Annotated in this window: 17 protein-coding genes and 1 riboswitch; of the genes, 8 read left to right on the forward strand and 9 right to left on the reverse strand. The window is 72.7% G+C overall.

All coding sequences use genetic code 11. The features are described 5' to 3' along the window. From JWR81_RS23550 to mftM, 4 genes are all read left to right on the forward strand, one after another. On the forward strand, positions 1-877 hold an 877-nt coding region (locus JWR81_RS23550), incomplete at its 5' end, for an iron-containing alcohol dehydrogenase (protein ID WP_297657148.1). A 98-nt stretch (positions 878-975) separates the two neighbouring features. Further along, complete coding sequence (locus JWR81_RS23555) at positions 976-2,187, forward strand: MoxR family ATPase (protein WP_297657151.1); 1,212 nt, start codon at positions 976-978, stop codon at positions 2,185-2,187. Positions 2,188-2,311: 124 nt separating this feature from the next. Next, positions 2,312-3,841, forward strand: coding sequence for a VWA domain-containing protein (locus JWR81_RS23560; RefSeq protein ID WP_297657154.1), 1,530 nt, complete (start codon positions 2,312-2,314; stop codon positions 3,839-3,841). Further along, entirely contained in the window at positions 3,838-4,671 is an 834-nt protein-coding gene (mftM, locus tag JWR81_RS23565; RefSeq protein WP_297657157.1) for a mycofactocin oligosaccharide methyltransferase MftM, read from the forward strand. Before JWR81_RS23560 ends, mftM begins: the two co-directional genes overlap by 4 nt. Before the next feature lie 130 nt (positions 4,672-4,801). Here the strand turns inward: mftM and JWR81_RS23570 are convergent, their stop codons facing one another. The 6 genes from JWR81_RS23570 to thiD form a co-directional block, all read right to left on the reverse strand. Next, the gene (locus JWR81_RS23570) at positions 4,802-5,824 is read right to left on the reverse strand and encodes a serine/threonine-protein kinase (RefSeq protein WP_297657160.1); all 1,023 of its coding nucleotides are present in this window, start codon (positions 5,822-5,824) and stop codon (positions 4,802-4,804) included. Positions 5,825-5,907: 83 nt separating this feature from the next. Next, positions 5,908-6,720 (reverse strand): xanthine dehydrogenase family protein subunit M, encoded by an 813-nt coding sequence (locus tag JWR81_RS23575; RefSeq protein WP_297657163.1) that lies wholly within the window; start codon positions 6,718-6,720, stop codon positions 5,908-5,910. Further along, entirely contained in the window at positions 6,717-7,274 is a 558-nt protein-coding gene (locus tag JWR81_RS23580) for a (2Fe-2S)-binding protein (RefSeq protein ID WP_297657166.1), read from the reverse strand. The genes JWR81_RS23575 and JWR81_RS23580 overlap by 4 nt, the downstream gene beginning before the upstream one ends. Then, positions 7,271-9,535: a xanthine dehydrogenase family protein molybdopterin-binding subunit gene (locus tag JWR81_RS23585; protein ID WP_297657169.1), complete on the reverse strand. Its 2,265-nt coding sequence runs from the start codon at positions 9,533-9,535 to the stop codon at positions 7,271-7,273. The genes JWR81_RS23580 and JWR81_RS23585 overlap by 4 nt, the downstream gene beginning before the upstream one ends. A 111-nt stretch (positions 9,536-9,646) precedes the next feature. Further along, positions 9,647-11,269, reverse strand: a complete 1,623-nt coding sequence (gene thiC, locus JWR81_RS23590; RefSeq protein ID WP_297657172.1) for a phosphomethylpyrimidine synthase ThiC — start codon at positions 11,267-11,269, stop codon at positions 9,647-9,649. Then, positions 11,262-11,373: riboswitch (TPP riboswitch) on the reverse strand. It overlaps the preceding gene by 8 nt. A 30-nt stretch (positions 11,374-11,403) precedes the next feature. Further along, the gene (gene thiD, locus JWR81_RS23595) at positions 11,404-12,258 is read right to left on the reverse strand and encodes a bifunctional hydroxymethylpyrimidine kinase/phosphomethylpyrimidine kinase (protein WP_297657185.1); all 855 of its coding nucleotides are present in this window, start codon (positions 12,256-12,258) and stop codon (positions 11,404-11,406) included. A gap of 157 nt (positions 12,259-12,415) precedes the next feature. Between thiD and JWR81_RS23600 the strand changes: the two genes are divergently transcribed. Then, a complete protein-coding gene (locus JWR81_RS23600; RefSeq protein ID WP_297657189.1) occupies positions 12,416-12,856 on the forward strand; it encodes a nitroreductase family deazaflavin-dependent oxidoreductase in 441 nt (146 codons plus the stop codon). A 108-nt stretch (positions 12,857-12,964) separates the two neighbouring features. On the opposite strand, the gene JWR81_RS23605 is transcribed toward JWR81_RS23600, so the two are convergent. Both JWR81_RS23605 and JWR81_RS23610 read right to left on the reverse strand, forming a co-directional pair. Beyond that, positions 12,965-13,876 carry a trypsin-like peptidase domain-containing protein gene (locus tag JWR81_RS23605; protein WP_297657192.1) on the reverse strand — a complete coding sequence of 304 codons (912 nt, stop codon included), beginning with the start codon at positions 13,874-13,876 and terminating at the stop codon, positions 12,965-12,967. Between the two features lie 51 nt (positions 13,877-13,927). Beyond that, positions 13,928-14,500: a peptide deformylase gene (locus tag JWR81_RS23610; RefSeq protein ID WP_297657195.1), complete on the reverse strand. Its 573-nt coding sequence runs from the start codon at positions 14,498-14,500 to the stop codon at positions 13,928-13,930. Positions 14,501-14,664: 164 nt separating this feature from the next. Here JWR81_RS23610 and JWR81_RS23615 point away from each other — a divergent pair, with 164 nt between their 5' ends. The 3 genes from JWR81_RS23615 to JWR81_RS23625 are packed head-to-tail and all read left to right on the forward strand — an operon-like array spanning position 14,665 to position 15,856. After that, on the forward strand, positions 14,665-14,964 hold the full coding sequence (locus JWR81_RS23615; protein WP_297657198.1) for a DUF3263 domain-containing protein: 300 nt from the start codon (positions 14,665-14,667) through the stop codon (positions 14,962-14,964). A 60-nt stretch (positions 14,965-15,024) separates the two neighbouring features. Then, a complete protein-coding gene (locus JWR81_RS23620; RefSeq protein WP_297657201.1) occupies positions 15,025-15,687 on the forward strand; it encodes a LytR C-terminal domain-containing protein in 663 nt (220 codons plus the stop codon). A 31-nt stretch (positions 15,688-15,718) separates the two neighbouring features. Further along, positions 15,719-15,856, forward strand: a complete 138-nt coding sequence (locus JWR81_RS23625) for a hypothetical protein (protein ID WP_297657203.1) — start codon at positions 15,719-15,721, stop codon at positions 15,854-15,856. On the opposite strand, the gene JWR81_RS23630 is transcribed toward JWR81_RS23625, so the two are convergent. After that, positions 15,853-18,096: an AAA family ATPase gene (locus JWR81_RS23630; RefSeq protein WP_297657205.1), complete on the reverse strand. Its 2,244-nt coding sequence runs from the start codon at positions 18,094-18,096 to the stop codon at positions 15,853-15,855. The genes JWR81_RS23625 and JWR81_RS23630 overlap by 4 nt on opposite strands. Positions 18,097-18,360 lie beyond the last annotated feature (264 nt).

Genomic DNA, 18,360 nt, shown 5'->3' on the forward strand with positions numbered 1-18,360 from the left:
GAACCCGCCGCACATCGCGGTCTCCACCACCGCCGGCACCGGCTCGGAGACCTCCTGGGCCTACGTCATCACCGACACCACGACGGACCCCGAGAACCCCCACAAGTACGTCGCGTTCGACGACGCCAGCGTCACCACGCTGGCCATCGACGACCCGGTGCTCTACTACAGCTGCCCCGTCGACTACACCGCGCAGTGCGGGTTCGACGTGCTCGCCCACGCCTCCGAGCCCTACGTCTCGCGCATCAACTTCGACCCGTCGCTGGGCAACGCGCTGCACGCGATCAAGCTGACCGCGCGCAGCCTGCGCGAGGCCGTGTGGAACCCGCAGTCCTACGCGGGCCGCGAGGGCATGATGAACGCGCAGTACATCGCGGCCCAGGCGTTCAACTCCGGCGGCCTCGGGATCATCCACTCCATCTCCCACGCCGTCTCGGCGTTCTACGACACCCACCACGGCCTCAACAACGCCGTCGCACTGCCTCGCGTGTGGGCGTTCAACATGCCGGTGCACTACAAGCGCTTCGCGGAGATCGCGGACGCGATGGGCGTCGACACCCACGGCATGACCGACGTGCAGGCCGCCGAGGCCGCGCTCGCCGCGTCCATCCGGCTGCTGCGCGACGTGGGCATCCCGGAGCGCTTCGTCGACGTCAAGCAGGACTCGTACTCGAAGAACCGGCTCGGCCAGGGCCCGACCGAGTTCTACAAGGGCCAGGACGTCATCAAGGGCGACGCGGCGGACGTCGACCGCATCACCAACCACGTCCTCGGCGACGCCTGCACCCCGGGCAACCCGAAGGAGTGCACCTTCGAGACCGTGCGCCCCGTGGTCGACCACTGCATGAACGGTGACCTGGACGACCTGCTCACCTGAGTTCGAACGCTTACAGTCGAGGGGGCGCCGGCGATGCCGGTGCCCCCTCGACCAGGTAACAGAGGCACTGTCGAGGTTTTGGGTAGGAACGGAGCAGCATGTCGCAGTTCGAGTCCGTCGACGACGTCATCACAACCCTCACCGAGCAGGGCTACATCGCCGACACCAGGTTGGCCACCACCGTCTTCCTGACGACCCGGCTGGACAAGCCACTGCTCATCGAGGGCCCCGCCGGAGTCGGCAAGACCGAGCTCGCGAAGGCCCTCGCACTCGCCACCGGCCGACGGTTGCTGCGCCTGCAGTGCTACGAGGGCCAGGACGAGACCAAGGCCCTCTACGAATGGGACTACGGCAAGCAGCTGCTCTACACCCAGATCCTCCGCGAGAAGATCGGCCAGGTCGTCGCCGACGCCCCCGACCTCGAAGCCGCCGTCGACCGCATCGGCGCCCAGGAGAGCGTGTTCTTCTCCGAACGCTTCCTCGCCGCCCGCCCGCTGCTGGAGTCCATCCGCTCGCCCGAGCCCGTCGTGCTGCTGATCGACGAGGTCGACCGCGCCGACGAGGCGCTCGAGGCCGTGCTGCTCGAGACGCTCGCGGAGTGGCAGGTCTCCGTCCCCGAGGTGGGCACGTTCACCACGAAGACCCCGCCGTACGTGGTCCTGACCAGCAACAACACCCGCGACCTCTCGGCCGCCCTCAAGCGCCGCTGCCTGCACCTGTTCCTCGACTACCCCACCGCCGAGCGCGAGCTGGAGATCGTCCGGTCGAAGAACACCGGGCTGCCCGACGCGCTGGCCGAGCAGCTCGTCGGAATCGTGCGCGGGCTGCGTGAGCTCGAGCTGCGCAAGTCCCCGTCGATCTCCGAGACGATCGACTGGGCGCGCACTCTCGCCGTGCTGGGCGTGCAGGAGCTCACCGCGACGATCCTGTCCGACACCGCGTCCGTCGTCGTCAAGTACGACAAGGACGTGCGCAAGGCCATCGGTGCGCTGCCCCGGCTCGTCGACCCGAACGCCACGATCCACGAGGCTTCGGGACACGGTCACGGACACGGCCACGGCGGTCACGACGACCATGCGCACGACCCGGCGCCCGCCCCGCGGGCCGTCGCGGCGGACGACGACGAGGACGAGGTGGACGGCCGCGCCGTCCGCGCCGCGAAGGACACCCCCGGCCGCTTCGGCCACACCTACGGCAGCAACCCCCTCGGCGGCGACGGCGGCGCGAAGCCGATCGCCCCGCCGAAGGTGCCCGCCGAGCGCGGCGCCCGCAGCTTCGGCGCCGGCCTGGGCCGCAAGCGGGCGCTGTGACCGCGCATGCCCGGTGGCCCTGTGTCACGCGCGGTCACACGAGCGTCATGGTGGGCGCGCACCCGTCCCGACGCCCGCGCGGCCATGAGGATGCTGGTGCCGTGCGGCGGAGGGGGGCCCACTAGTGGAGAACGCACTGCACCGGTTCGTCCGGCTGCTGCGGCTGCGCGGCGTGCGGATCTCCATCCCCGAGGCGCTGGACGCCATGTCGTGCGCGTCCCAGCCGGGGATGCTGAGCGACAAGGAGCAGCTGCGGGCGGCCCTGCGCGTCGCACTGGTCAAGGACCGGCGTGACGAGGAGATCTTCGACGAGATCTTCGACCAGTTCTTCGCGCTGGTGAAGGTCGGTCCGGGGGACACCGGGCACGGCCACGGGCACGGCCACGACGAGCTCTCGGACTCCGGCGACCTGGAGTCGTTCACGCTGAGCGAGGAGCCCAGCGACACCCCGGAGCAGGGTCACGAGCACGGCAAGCCTGCCGACATCCGCGACTACTTCGACCCCGACGACCTGGCGCAGCAGTACAACCTGCACCAGGAGGCCAACAAGATCGATCTGGCCGCCATGACCGACGAGATCGTGCTGTCCAAGGACAGCCAGGGCATCGACGGGGAGGGACAGCGCGTCCAGATCGAGACCGACAGCCTGCACAACGCGGGGATGCCGGGCGAGATCTCGCAGCAGCAGGGCACGAAGGTCGACGCCGACCTGTCGGTGGCCCAGCAGGAGATGCTGCTGGGCTGGCTCAACGACATGGACGACGAGTCGCAGGAGGGCACCGAGGACGACGCCGCGGCCCTGCGGCGCCGCATGACCGGGGTGCTCGCCGGGCTGCCCGAGGCGCTGAAGAAGCACCTCGAGGCGCTCATGGCGCTGGAGAACAAGGTCGTCGAAGGTGCGGAGTCGAAGAAGGTCGCCGAGGTCGACCGCGTCGGCGAGCACGAGCGCATGGAGCTGGAGGAGTCGCTGCGGCGCCTCGCCCGCTCGCTGCACGGCGGCCTGACCCACAAGCGCAAGGTCTCCAGCCACGGTCGCATCGACTCCGGCCGCACCATGCGCAGGAACATGCGCTTCGACGGCATCCCGTTCGCGCCCGTCACCGTCACGCGCTCGGAGGACAAGCCCCGCCTGGTGATCCTCGCCGACGTCTCGCTGTCGGTGCGGGCCACCGCCCGGTTCACGCTGCACCTCGTGCACGGCCTGCAGAGCCTGTTCGGCCAGGTGCGCACGTTCGCGTTCGTGTCCGACCTCGCCGAGGTCACCGACCTGTTCGAGGACCATCCGGTCGAGCAGGCGCTGGGCCTGATCTTCGGTGGCGACGTGCTCGACGTGGACGCGAACTCCGACTACGGCAAGGCCTTCGGCACGTTCCACGAGGACTTCGGCTCGGCGGTCAACCGGCGCTCGACGGTGATCATCCTGGGCGACGGCCGGGGGAACGGGAACGATCCGAACCTGGAGGCGTTCGCGGAGATCACCCGCCGTGCCCGCGAGACGATCTGGCTGACGCCCGAGCCGCGGTACTCGTGGGGGCTGGGTGGCTGTGATCTCCCCGAGTACGCCGAGTACTGCTCGCGCGTGCGCGTCGTCCGGGACCTGACGGGCCTGGAGAGCGCGGCACAGGAGATGGCGACGGAGCTGGTGGGACGGTGACGACGTCCCACGCCATCCCCGATCCGCTCGCCGTTTCGCGTCCTCGCACCGTCCACGGACCGTGCGAGGACGCGAAATCGCGCGCAGATCGGGGGTCGGCGCGCCTCTCCGTCGGCCCGGACGGGCGGCTGCGCCACCGCATCCGTCCCGACGAGATCAGCAACGATCTCGCGGGCTGGATCGCCGACGACCTCGTGGCGCCCGGCCTCATCGAGCCCGGCGCGTTCGAGCGCACGTTCGTGTCGGTGATCGCGTCGGTCGACCCGGGCTGGACGGCGTTCTACCGCAACACCCTCGACGAGCTGGCCGCAGGCGGCACCCCCGGCGGCACCGTCGCCGGCATGGCTCCCGTGCACGACCGCGCCGCGGAGCTGGCCGTCGGGTCGGTGGCCGAGCTGGGGTGCTGCTTCGGTTTCCTCTCGCTGCGGCTCGCCGCCGACGGCCACGCCGTCACCGCGGTGGACCTCTCCACCGGCACCGTCGCGCTGCTGGGCCGCGTCGCCCCCGGTCTGGGCCTGACGCTCGACGCGGTGGCCGGCGACGCCACCGCTGTCCCGCTGGCCGACGGCAGCGCCGACACCGTCTTCGCCGTGCACCTCCTGGAGCACCTCCCGGTCGGCGTCGACCGCCCGGTGCTGGCGGAGATGCTGCGCGTCGCCCGGCGCCGGGTCGTGGTGGCCGTGCCGTACGAGGACGAGCCCGACCAGGCCTGGGGCCACGTCCGCACGTTCGACGCCGAGGCCCTGCGCGAGCTGGGCGAGAGCACCGGCCGGGGCTTCGAGGTGTCCGACCACCACGGCGGCTGGCTGGTGATCGACACCGACCGGTGACCGGCGCGAGAGGGGCGCTTCCGTCGTCCGATCACCGGAACCGGCCGCACGGGGTCCTGGTGCCGGATGCGCGGAACATCCCGCGTCCGTGGTGCCGGCAGGGCACCATCGGGCCGCGGGACGACTCGCGTCAGGGGGTGGCGGGGGGCAGGGTGCCGGCGACCGGGGCGGGCGACCGGGGATCCGCGTGCGGGCCCGGCCCCAGCGCCACGACCACACCTCCGCCCGCCGTGACGAGCAGCAGTGCCGTCGCCGCCAGGAACCGCGAGCGGCGGTGGCGCCCGGTGGTGGGCACGTCGCCGGCGTAGCGGCGGTGCCTCCCCGAGCGGTGGGGCTCGCGGGCCGGGGGCGCGAGCAGCTCCGCCACGGTCGCGGCGCCGGGGCGCCGGGCGGGGTCGTCGTCGGTCATCGACCGCAGCAGGGCCGTCATGCCGGCGGGCAGACCGTCCGGCACCAGCGGCCGGCGGTGCAGCCGCGCGGTGGCCGACTCGACGGCGTGCCCGGGGTACTCGCGCCGACCGGTGAGTGCCTCCAGCAGCACCAGGCCGAGGGCGTAGACGTCGGCGGACGGGCCGACCTCCTCGCCGCGCGCCTGCTCGGGGGCCAGGTAGGCGGCGGTACCGATGACACAGCCGGCCTCCGTGGAGACCGTGCCGTCGAGCGCCCGGGAGATGCCGAAGTCGGCCAGCCGGGCACGGGAGCCGTCACCGAGCAGGACGTTGGCCGGCTTGACGTCGCGGTGGACGATGCCGCCAGCGTGCACGTGGGCGAGCGCGTCGGCCAGCTCCGCGGCGATGCGCCGGACCTCCTCGGCGGGCATCGGACCGTCCTTGATGCGCTCGGCGAGCGTGGGGCCCTCGACGAGATCGGTGACGACGAACGGGCGGCCGTCCTCGGTACCTCCGTCGTGCAGGCCGACGAGGCCGGGGTGGTCGAGCCGGGAGAGGGCGCGGATCTCCTGCTGCTGCTGGCGGCGGTCCTGCGCCGAGGAGCCGGGGTGGAACATCTTGACGGCCACGGGCCCGCCGTCGCGCAGGTCGCGGCCGCGGCGCACCACGGCGGAGGAACCGACGCCGATCACGGGTCCGAGCTCGTAGCGGCCCGCCACCGGATGATCGTCCGGCTCGTCCGTGGCGTGCTCGCCCCTGCTCACACGAGAACCGTTCCCCCGTTCGCGCGATCCGAAACGCCGAACGGGCCCCCTCCGGTGCGGCGGGGGCCCGTTCGGGGTGGAGATCAGCCGGCGGCCGTGGTGAGCGCCCGCTTCGTCAGGATCTTGGCCAGGTGCTTGCGGTAGGCCTTCGTCGCCGCCATGTCGGCGGGCGGGTCGGTGTCCTGGTCGGCCAGCGCCGCGGCGTCCGCGATGCTCGCGCCGTCGGCCAGTGCGGCCTCCGTGGCCGACGCCCGCAGCGGGGTCTGGCCCATGTTCACCAGCCCGACCCGGCCGTCGACGGCGGCGACACCGACGATGGCCCAGTCGTTGGCGCGGCGGGTGAACTTCTCGTAGGCCCAGCCCGCGGTGCCGGTGCGCGGGACGCGGATCTCGACGATCAGCTCGTCGGGCTCCAGCACGGTGGAGAACACCCCGGTGTAGAAGCTCGTGATCGGCACCTGCCGCTCGCCGCGCGGGCTGCGCAGCACCACCGTGCCGCCCAGCGCCAGGACGGCGGCGGGCAGGTCGGACGCGGGGTCGGCGTGGGCGAGCGAGCCGCCGATGGTGCCGCGGTGACGCACCTGCGGGTCGCCGACCGTCCGGGCGACGGCCCCGAGCAGCGGCACCTGCGCCCCGATGTCGGACGACGACTCGAGATCGTGGTGCCGGGCGCCCGCGCCGATGGCGACCTCGTCGCCGTCGACGCGGATGTAGCGCAGCTCCGCGATCTTGCCGATGTCGATCACGACCTCGGGCGCCGCGAGGCGCAGCTTCATGACCGGTAGCAGCGAGTGCCCGCCGGCGAGGATCTTCGCGTCCTCTCCGCGCTCGGCGAGCAACGTCAGGGCGCCCTCGACCGAGTGGGGGCGCTCGTACTCGAACCCGACGGGGATCACGCGTCACTCCCGGTGGAGAAGCCCGGAGCGGTCTCGACGCCGCCGGCCGGGGCCATCCCGGCGTGACCGTTCAGGCCCTGGACCTCGTCGGGATCCTGGCCGGACGCGGCGAGCACCGAGCGGACGATGTTGTGGTAGCCGGTGCAGCGGCAGAGGTTGCCCTCCAGGGCTTCGCGGACCTCCCGCTCGGTCGGTTTGGGATTCTCCTGCAGCAGGCTGACGGTGGCCATGACCATGCCCGGGGTGCAGAAACCGCACTGCAGACCGTGCTCGGCGCGGAACGCCGCGGCCACGGGGTGCAGGTGCTCGCCGTCGGCCGAGAGGCCCTCCAGCGTGGTGACGGACTGGGAGTCGGCCTGCACCGCCAGCAGCGTGCAGGACTTCACCGACTCACCGTCGAGCAGCACGGTGCACGCGCCGCAGGACGTGGTGTCGCAGCCGATGTTGGTGGCCTTGAGCCCGACGACGTCACGCAGGTAGTGCGCGAGAAGCAGCCGGGGCTCGACGTCGGAACCGGTCTCCTGACCGTTGACCGTGATGCTGACCTTGGTCATGCCCCTCCCTCCGAAGTTGCAGCGTTGATGGCCTCCCACACCCGCAGGGGCGTGGCCGGCATGTCGATGTGGCGCACCCCGAGGTGCGAGACGGCGTCGACCACCGCGCTCTGCACGGCGGGGGTGGCGCCGATGGTGCCGGCCTCGCCGATGCCCTTGACCCCGAGCGGGTTCAGGTGCGTCGGCGTGGCCATGTCGAGGAGAGTGAAGCTGGGCAGCTCCGCCGCGGACGGGAACCCGTAGTCGGCGAACGTGGCCGTGAGCGGGTTGCCCTCCTCGTCGTAGACGACCTCCTCGAGCAGGGCCTGCGAGATGCCCTGCGCGATGCCGCCGTGGCGCTGCCCCTCGCAGAGCAACGGGTTGAGCACGGGGCCGGCGTCGTCCACGGTGACGATCTTGTCGACGACCGCCTTGCCGGACTCGACGTCCAGCTCGACGACGGCGACGTGCGCGCCGAACGGGAAGGTGGGGGCGCCGCTGTCGAACACGGTGTCGACCTTCAGCTCCTCCTTCTCCGCCAGCGCCGCGAGCGTGACGCCCTTGTCGGTGCCCTTGACCCCCACGCGGCCCTCGGTGACCTCGAGGTCGTCGACGTCGGCCTCGAGCAGGTCGGCCGCGCGCTGCTTGGCCAGCTCGGCGAGCTCACCCGCGGCCTGGTACACCGCGACGCCACCGGTCTGCAGGCTGCGCGAACCCATCGTGCCGCCGCCGCGGGGGATGAGGTCGGTGTCGCCGTGCTTGACGGTGATCTTCTCGATCGGGATGCCGAGGTGCTCGTTGGCGAGCATCGCCCACGCCGTGGCGTGGCCCTGCCCGTGCGGCGAGGTGCCGGTGAGCACGGTGGCGGTGCCGTCCGGGTGCACCTGCACCGACGCGTCCTCGGAGAACGCGCCACCGCCGGTGATCTCGACGAACACCGAGACGCCGATGCCGAGCTGGACGACCTCTCCTGCGTCGCGGCGGCGCTGCTGCTCGGCGCGCAGGTCGGTGTAGCCAGCGGCCTCCAGCACCATGTCGAGGGCCTTCTCGTACTCGCCGCTGTCGTAGGGCGCGCCGCCCTTGGTGACGAGCGGGAACTGCTCGGGCTTGAGCAGGTTGCGGCGGCGGACCTCGGCGGCGTCCTTGCCGATCTCCGCGGCGAACATGTCCATGGCCCGCTCGATGGCCGCGGTGGCCTCGGGGCGGCCCGCGCCGCGGTAGGCAGCGGTGGAGGTGGTGGTGGTGACCAGGATCCGGGCCCGGGACTCGACCTTGGGGATGTCGTAGACGCCCGGCGCCATCATGCGCGTGAACATCGGCAGGACCGCGCCGAGGCGCGGGTAGGCGCCGGCGTCCTGCAGGACGTCGAGGCGGTAGGCGAGCACGTCGCCGTCGCGGTTGCCGCCGATGGTGAACGTCTGGAGCTGGGCGCGGCCCTGCACCATCCCGGTCATGTTCTCCGAGCGGCTCTCGTTCCAGCGCACCGGGCGGCCGGTGTGCTTCGCGAGCCACGCCACCAGCGCGAACTCCGGGTCGGCGCCGATCTTCGCGCCGAAACCGCCACCCACGTCCGGGGTGATCACGTGCACCACCGAGGCGTCGACGCCGAGCCAGCCGGCCACCTCGTCGCGCGAGGTCTGCGCGTTCTGCGTGGAGCACCACAGCGTGACGCGCCCGTCGGCGCCCCAGACGGCGCTGGCGGCGCGCGTCTCGAGCGGCGCCGCGGCGAGGCGCTGGTTGACGATCTCCTTGGTGACCACGACGTCGCACCCGTCGAAGAAGTGCGGGTCGAACTCGTCCTCGAGACCCATGCCGTTGGAGGTGTTGGTGCCCGCGTCCTCGAACAGCAGCACCTCGTCCGAGGCGGCGGCCTTGAGGTCGATCACGGCGGGCAGCGGGTCGTAGTCGATCTCGACGAGATCGGCGGCGTCCTGGCCCTGGTAGGCCTCCTCGGTGAGCACGGCGACGACCGGCTCCCCGACGAACCGCACCTTGTCCGGGGCCAGCCACGAACGGACCATGTTCTTGTTGGCCCCGGGGAACAGCAGCGCCGGGGCCAGGTCGATGTCGGCGCCGGTGACCACCGCGACCACGCCGGGAGCCTTGCGGGCCTCCTCGACGTCGACGGAGGTGATACGCGCGTGCGCGAGCGGGGACCGCACGAGCGTCAGGTGCAGGGCACCGGTCAGACGCTCGTCGATCAGGTCGTCGGTGTAGGTGGCGCCGCGCGAGAGGAACTGGGGATCCTCGGTGCGCACCACTCGTGTTCCCATGATGCTCATCAGCGGGAGGGTATCTCCCCCGTGGGCAGTTGAGTAGTCAACAGTCGTGTTGCCCAGAAGAACTACGGAGCGGGGCCGTCCCGCCACGGAGGGCCCCGCTCCGGTCGACGATCAGCTCTCGACCACCGGCAGGTAGAGCCGGCCGCCGTCGGCCGCGAACTCGTCGGCCTTCTCCGCCATACCCGCCTCGATCGCCTCGACGCTCGTCAGGCCGTGCTCCTCGGCGTAGTCACGGACATCCTGCGTGATCCGCATCGAGCAGAACTTCGGCCCGCACATCGAGCAGAAGTGCGCCGACTTCGCGGGCTCGGCCGGCAGCGTCTCGTCGTGGAAGGACAGGGCGGTGTCCGGGTCGAGCGAGAGGTGGAACTGGTCGAGCCAGCGGAACTCGAAGCGCGCCTGGCTCAGCGCGTCGTCACGGGCCTGGGCGCGCGGGTGCTCCTTGGCGAGGTCGGCGGCGTGTGCCGCGATCTTGTAGGTGATCACGCCGGTCTTGACGTCGTCCCGGTTCGGCAGCCCCAGGTGCTCCTTCGGGGTGACGTAACAGAGCATCGCCGTGCCGGCCCGCGCGATCGTCGCCGCGCCGATGGCGCTCGTGATGTGGTCGTAGCCCGGCGCGATGTCGGTGGCGAGCGGGCCGAGCGTGTAGAACGGCGCCTCGTCGCACCACTCCTCCTCCAGCCGCACGTTCTCCTCGATCTTGTGCATCGGGATGTGGCCAGGGCCCTCGATCATCACCTGGACGTCGTACCCGCGCGCGATCCGCGTGAGCTCGCCCAGGGTCTTCAGCTCGGCGAGCTGCGCGTCGTCGTTCGCGTCGGCGATCGAGCCGGGGCGCAGCCCGTCGCCGAGGGAGAACGTGACGTCGTAGGCGCGCAGGATCTCGCAGAGCTCCTCGAAGTGCGTGCGCAGGAACGACTCCCGGTGGTGCGCCAGGCACCACGCCGCCATGATCGACCCGCCGCGGGAGACGATCCCGGTGAGCCGCTTCGCGGTGAGCGGCACGAAGCGCAGCAGCACCCCCGCGTGCACGGTCATGTAGTCGACGCCCTGCTCGCACTGCTCGACCACGGTGTCGCGGTACACCTCCCACGACAGCTTCGTCGGGTCGCCGTCGACCTTCTCCAGCGCCTGGTAGATCGGCACCGTCCCGATCGGCACCGGCGAGTTGCGCAGGATCGACTCGCGCGTCGTGGCGATGTCGCGTCCCGTGGACAGGTCCATCACCGTGTCGGCGCCCCACCGGGTGGCCCAGACCATCTTGTCCACCTCCTCGGCGACCGACGAGGCCACCGCGGAGTTGCCGATGTTGGCGTTGATCTTCACCAGGAACCGGTTGCCGATGATCATCGGCTCGGCCTCGGGGTGGCGGTGGTTGACCGGGATCACGGCACGGCCGCGGGCCACCTCCGAGCGCACCAGCTCGGCGTCGACGCCCTCCCGGACCGCGACGAACCGCATCTCGCGGGTCACGACGCCGGCGCGGGCGGCGGCGAGCTGGGTGGGGTGTTCGCCCGCCCAGCCCTCCCGCAACCGCGGCAGCCCCGCACGCACGTCGATCACCGCGTTCGGGTCGGTGTACGGGCCGGACGTGTCGTAGACGTCGTGGTGCTCGCCGTTGCTCAGCTCGACGCGACGCACGGGCACGCGCAGACCGTCGGGCCCGTCGAGGTACTCCTTGTGCGAGCCGCGGATCGGGCCCGTCGTGATCTGCGCGTCATGCATCACCGTCATGGCTGTTCCTCCCTACGCCGGCATTACCCGGACAGGTTCTGCGGTCGGCGGCACGTCACCGCCCTCTCAGCCCGTTCTGGTCACGAGCTCCCGCGTGTGTTCAGTTGTGGTTCCACCGGCCGGAAGGCCGGGGATCAGGGGGTGGGTTCCTCCCACCAGGGGCGCACGGCCCACAGCGGCGACACCGGTCCGTGCCCGCCGCCGAGCGGGTACGCGTTCCGGACGGCCTCGACGATGTAGCGCTTGGCCCGCGCGACGGCCTCGGGCACCGACAGGCCCCGGGCCAGCCCGGACGCGATCGCCGAGGCCATGTTGTCGCCACTGCCGTGGGTGTCGCCGGTGTCGAAGCGTGGGCCGGGCAGCTCGACGAACGTGTGGCCGTCGTAGAGCAGGTCGACGCAGGAGTCGGTGTCCTCGCGCAGGTGCCCGCCCTTGACCAGGACGTTCCGCGGGCCGAGCCCGAACAGCACCTTCGCGGCCTCGTACTGCGCCGCCCGGTCGTGGACGTCGATGCCGACGAGCAGGCGCACCTCGTCGAGGTTGGGGGTGATCAGCGTGGCGCGCGGGAACAGCAGCGAGCGGAAAGCGTCGAGGGCCTCGTCGGCGAGCAGCTGGTCGCCGTGCATCGACGCAGCGACGGGGTCGACCACCAGCGGCGTCTGCCCGTCGGCGCCGATCCCGACGCGGTCGCAGGCGGCGACGACGGCCCGGATTATCGCCGAGTCGGCCAGCATCCCGGTCTTGACGGCGTCGAGGCCGATGTCGGTGGCCACCGACTCGATCTGTGCGGCCACCGTCTCCGGCGGGATCGTGTGCACACCGGTGACGCCCAGGGAGTTCTGCACCGTGACCGCCGTGACGGCCACACAGCCGTGCACCCCGCACGCCGCCATCGCCCTCAGGTCGGCAGCGACGCCCGCACCACCGCCGGAGTCGGTGCCCGCGATCGTCATGACGCGGGGCGGCGTGACACCCACGGTGCTCTCCATGCCCTGACCTCCTGCAGCCGGCATTACCCGGTCTGGTTCGACGGTCGGTGGCCGCGCAGCCACCCTCTCAGCCCGTGCGTCGAGCTCCCGTGTGAATTCGACCGTAACCCGGGCGCCCGTCCCGCACCAGACGGCCAGGCGGTGTTGGATGAGGCTCATGCCATTGGAAGGTGAGTACGAGCTCAGCCCCGAGGGCTGGGTTCGCGACCAGACCGAGAAGATCTTCGAGACCGGCACCACCGAGAGCGTCGACATCAACGGGCTCCCGGTGATCCTGCTGACCACGCGCGGCGCCAAGTCCGGCAAGCTGCGCAAGGTGCCGCTGATGCGCGTCGAGCACGACGGCAACTACGCCATCGTCGCGTCGAAGGGCGGCGCCCCCAAGCACCCCGTGTGGTACTTCAACGTGAAGGCCGAGCCGCACGTGGAGCTACAGGACGCCACGGTGACCAAGGACTACAAGGCCCGTGAGGTCACCGGAGACGAGAAGGCCGTCTGGTGGGAGCGGGCCGTGGCCGCGTTCCCGAACTACGCCGAGTACCAGACCAAGACCGACCGGCCGATCCCCGTGTTCGTGCTGGAGCCCATCTCGTCCTGACATCACGCTTCGGAGAAGGTGCGGCGGCCGATCCGGGCGCCGCACCTTCTCGCGTTCCGGCCCGGATCGTCGGGCGGTCGTGCCACACCTTCCGACGACGTCGAGGGGTCAGCCCAGCTCGGTGGGCACCGCCACCACGTCCACCATCGCGCCGTTGCGCAGCACCGTGACCGGCAGCGGCACACCGATCGCCTCGCCGAACAGCTGACGCTGCACGCCCTGCGCGTCCTGGACGGGCCTGCGCCCGACGTCGAGCACGAGGTCGCCGGCCCGCAGCCCGGCCTGCGCGGCAGGGCTGCCGCCGATGACCTCGGCGAGCCGCAGGCCGTTGCGACGGCCGTACCGGTCGGCCACGACGGCGGGCACCGGCGCCGGGCTGCCGACGACGCCGAGGTAGGCGCGGCGCACCCGGCCGTCGGCGAGCAGCGCATCCACGATCCGCCGCGTCGTCCCGTTGACGGGCACGGCGAGCCCGAGCCCGACGCCCGCCACCGCGGTGTTGATGCCGACCACCCGTGCCCGGGAGTCGGCCAGGGCACCGCCGGAGTTGCCGGGGTTGAGCGCGGCGTCGGTCTGGATGACGTCCTCGACGACACGGCCCGCGCTGCCGCTGCGGGTGGGCAGGGCCCGGCCGAGCGCGCTGACCACCCCGGCCGTGACCGAGCCCGCGAGCCCGAGCGGGTTGCCCACGGCCACGACCAGCTGCCCGACCACCAGCTCGTCGGCGTTCCCGAGCCTGACGGGCGGCGGCAGGTCGCCGGGCCGCGCGGCCCGGAGGACGGCGAGGTCCGAGAGCGGGTCGGCGCCGGCCACCACCACGTTCACCTGGGTGCCGTCCACGAAGTCGGCGCGCCCGCGGCGGGCCTCGCCGACGACGTGCGCGTTGGTGACGAGGATGCCGTCGGCGTTCACTACGACGGCCGATCCGCTGCCCCGCCCGGTGCGGACGGCAGCGACCTTGCCGGTGATCTCCGCGGCGACGGTGCTGACCGTCCGCGAGTAGGAATCGAGCTCGTCCACGGCGATCTCCTTCTCGCAACGATTACACCGTTGCAGCCAAGGTACGCCGTTTCAGACGTCCTCGGCCTGGACCGCTGAGGGGTCCCACTCCAGGCCGGGCACGCCCCAGCCGTTGCGCTTGACGGCCTTGCGGCCCGCGCGCTGGTTGCGCCCCACGAGCCGGTCGATGTAGATCAGGCCGTCGAGGTGGTCGGTCTCGTGCTGCAGGCAGCGGGCGAAGAACCCGGTGCCCTCAATCTCCACCGGAGCCCCGTCGACGTCGACGCCGGTCACCTTCGCCCACTCGGCCCGTCCGGTCGGGAACTGCTCGGCGGGCACCGACAGGCAGCCCTCCTCGTCCTCCTCGGGATCGGGCATGGTCTCCGGGCGCTCGGACGTCTCGAGCACCGGGTTGACGACCACGCCGCGCAGGCGCGTGCGCGTCCGCTCGTCGGGGCAGTCGTAGACGAACACCCGCAGCGGCACGCCGACCTGGTTGGCGGCCAGCCCGACGCCGTCGGCCGCGGCCATGGTGTCGAACATGTCCGCCACCAGCGCCTTCAGCTCCTCGTCGAACCTCTCGACGGGGCGGGTGGGGGTGTGCAGAACGGGATCACCGATGATGCGAATGGGACGGACGGCCACGGCGGCGAGGGTAGGCCGTGGCCCGTCGGAGCACCTCGCCGGCTCCGGATTCACCCCGTACGGGCGGCGCGTCCCTGCCCCGGGAACGTCGGTGCCCCGTGATTGAATGGCCGCGCAAATGACAGGCATGTCTTTCAGCTAGTAGCGAGGCCGCGAGGAGCGTGATGGAGTCCGCCACCGAACCCGGCGTCCCCGCCGGGAACCCGTACCGCGAGCTGGACCGCAGGGAGCGCGAGATCCTCGCGTTCGAGGGGCAGTGGTGGAAGTACGCCGGCGCCAAGGAACAGGCTATCCGCGAGTTGTTCGACATGTCGGCCACCCGCTACTACCAGGTGCTCAACGCACTCGTCGACAAGCCGGAGGCCCTGGCGGCCGATCCGCTGCTGGTCAAGCGCCTCCGAAGGCTGCGTGCCAGCCGGCAGCGCACCCGTGCGGCGCGTCGGCTGGGCATCGAGCCCTGGTGACGCCACCATGATCGCCATACCCGGTCGCCGACCGGACATCGCGTAGCCGAGGAGTTCGTCGTGACCGCACCCGCTCCCTCCGGAGGCCCGTCGCCGCTGCGGGTCGGCGGTCTGGCACTGCTCGGTGTCGGCGCCATCGCCGCGGTGATCGGCATCGGCACGCTCGTCACCGGCGGCGGCGGATCCGGTAGCTCGGCCTCGCCCAGCAGCACCACCGCCGTCGCCGAGCCCACCGCGGGCGCCTCGGCCACGGGCGCCGCGCCCGGCGGCACCGGGGTCCCCATCCCGTCGTTCGGCCCCACCCCCACCAATGCCATCGCCGCCCCCGGCACCGCGGGCACCGGCACCGCGGGTTCCGGGAGCGCGGGCTCCGGGAGCACGGACTCCGGGAGCGTGGGAAGCGCCGGTTCCGGCGGCAGCAGCCCGGCTGTGTTCCGGCAGCCGCTGCGCGTCTACAACAACAGCACCATCAAGGGGCTGGCGGCGCGCGCCGCCCAGGACTTCCGCGGCGACGGCTGGACCGTCGCCGCCGTGGCCAACTACCCCTACGGCAACATCCCCACCAGTACCGTCTACTACCGCCCAGGCACCTCGGAGCAGGCCGCCGCGGAGGCCGTGGGCAGCGATTTCGGCATGCGGGTGGAACCCCGGTTCGCCGGCCTCGACGACGCCACCCCGGGCGTGATCGTGATCGTCACGAACGACTACCAGAAGCGCGCTTAGCCGGCTTCTGCCGGCCCGACGCGGACGTGCCGTGGCCGACCTCGACGGGTTCGCGACGCGGGTGGGCTACCGCGACCCGGCCTACTTCACGCGCCGGTTCCGCACGAGCAACCGGACGACGCCCGGCGAGTGGCGCCGGGCGGGCCGGGACTCCCAGGCCGCGTCCTAGCCGCGACGACGCGCCGCGTACGCCTCCAGCTCCGCGAGCTGCAGCGGGTCGAGCGACGCCGGCACGGCCTTGCGCGCCGCCGCGATGTGCGCGCCCGTCACCTGGGTGGCGTCGAGCGACTCCCGCATCGCCGTGAGCGCCGCCTCGCGCAGCACCGCGGCGCAGTCGGCGGCCGAGTAGCCCTCCAGCTCTGTGCCCAGCAGGTCGAGGTCGACGTCGTCGGCGAGCGGGGTGTTGCGCCCGGCCGCGCGCAGGATGTCGGCGCGCGCCGGGCCGTCCGGCGGTGGGACGTAGACGAGCCGTTCGAGGCGTCCGGGCCGCAGGAGCGCGGGGTCGATGAGCTCGGGCCGGTTCGTGGCCCCGACGACGATCACGTTGCGCCGCGGCTCGGCACCGTCGAGCTCGGTGAGCAGGGCGGCCACCACGCGGTCGGCCACCCCGGAGTCCGACGACTGCCCGCGCCGCGGCGCCAGCGCGTCCACCTCGTCGAGGAACACCAGCGCCGGGGCGGCGTCGGCGGCGCGGCGGAACAGCTCGCGCACCGCCCGCTCCGACTCGCCCACGTACTTGTCGAGCAGCTCCGCACCCTTGACGGCGAGCACGTTGAGCTGGCCGGTGCCGGCGAGCGCCCGCAGCAGGAACGTCTTGCCGCAGCCGGGCGGCCCGTAGACGAGCACGCCGCGTGGGGCCTCGACGCCGAGGCGGGCGAACGAGTCGGGGTACTGCAACGGCCACAGCACGGCCTCGGTGAGGGCTTGTTTGACCTCGACCATGTCGCCGACCTGGTCGAGCGTGATGCCACCGGTCCGCAGCGTCTCCGACGACGACATCGAGATCGGCCGTACCGAGCCGACGGCGTCGAGGAGGTCCTGCTGACCGATCGTCGGCTCGCCGTCGCCGGTGTGGCGCAGCGCCGCCTGGACGGCCGCCTCGCGGCGCACCGCGGCGAGGTCGGCCACCACGAAGCCCGGCGTCCGCTCGGCGACGGCCTTGAGGTCGATGCCCTCGGCGAGCGGGACGGCCGCGAACAGCCGTCGCAGCAGCTCGGTGCGCGTGCGGACGTCGGGCAGGGCCAGGCCCAGCTCGCGGTCGACGAGGTCGGGGGCGCGCAGACGCGGGTCGACCGCCTCCGGCGCCGAGGTGGTGGCCACCAGCGCGAGACCAGGCGTGGTGACCGCGTCGCGCAGCGCGTCGAGGACGAGGGTGGTCAGCGGAGGCGGCGTCTCGGCGGGCAGCAGCGCCCCGACGTCGGTGATCACCAGCACCGTCCGCGTGCCGGCCCGGGCCTGGGCGCGCGCCACGCCGATCGCCTCGTGCACCCGCTCCGACGCCGCGCCCGGCTCCAGGGCAGCCACACCGGGGGCGGCGAGCTCGACGCAGCGCGCCTCCACCGCGGCGGCGGCGGCGCGCACCAGGGTCAGCTTCCCGACACCCTCGGGCCCGACCAGCAGCACACCCAGCCGTGGCGAGCCGCCGAGGCGGACGAGCAGCTCGGGCCGGTCGAACGTGAGCTCCAGCCACTCGACGAGCCTGCGGGCGGCGTCGGTGTTGCCGACGAGGTCCTCGACCGGGAGCGCCGGCTCGGCGGGCGCCGGTGGCGCGGCCGCGGTCGCAGCCCGGGCGGGGGACGCGACGCGGGCGGGCGTGACCGGTGTGGTGACGGGAGCCTGTCCGGTGATCGCCCCGCCCTCCCATCCGACGACGGTGCTGGGCCGCACCGCGACGGCACCCGCCGGCTCCACCGTGGCCACCGTCAGCAGCTCGGAGGTCCAGGCGGCGCCCAGCGCCCCGTTCACCCGCTGCCGCACGGCGGGCGCGTCCAGGCCCGGGGCGGGCCCGACGTCCTGCGGCAGCAGCGAGACGGCGTCACCGCTGTTCACGACCTTGCCGAGCAGCGCGAGCCGCACGGTCTCCGGCGTGAGCGACGCCCGCGCGATCGTCGAGCCGGTGAGCCGCACGAGCCGCGCCGGCTCCACGTGGGCGGGCGTGATCACCACGGACGCGCCGTCGGCGAGCCCCGCGTTGGAGAGCGTGACGTCGTCGAGGGTGGCCTGGCCGGGCGGCCCCCCGCCGGGGGCCGCAAGCGCCGTGGTGACCCGCGCACCCGTGAGCGCCACCGCGTCCCAGGAGCGGAGGCCGAGCGCGTCGAGCACCTCGGGGTGCAGCCGCACCACCCCGCGCCGGGCGTCGGCGGCGGAGGCGGCCAATCGGGCGACGAGGGTGATCGAGGGAGCGCTCACCGGGCTCACGCTAGCGGGTGCGCCGCCGTCACCCGTGGGCGGAAAACACGGCTGTGGCGACGGTGTCCGCGCACGGACCCGGGCGGGGTCAGCAGCGGTGGGGTCAGCGGCGGCGGGCCCGGCGCAGGCCCAGGCGGAGGCGGTTGCCGGCGCTGTTGCGCTGGGGGTGGGAGGCGGGGCCCGGCGCCCGGCCGTTGATCGGACGGCCGCGCTGCACGGTGCCCGCCGGATCGTCCCCGAACCGCCGGACGGCGCGGGCGATGT

The organism is Pseudonocardia sp., from assembly GCF_025965585.1.
Classification (GTDB): domain Bacteria; phylum Actinomycetota; class Actinomycetes; order Mycobacteriales; family Pseudonocardiaceae; genus Pseudonocardia.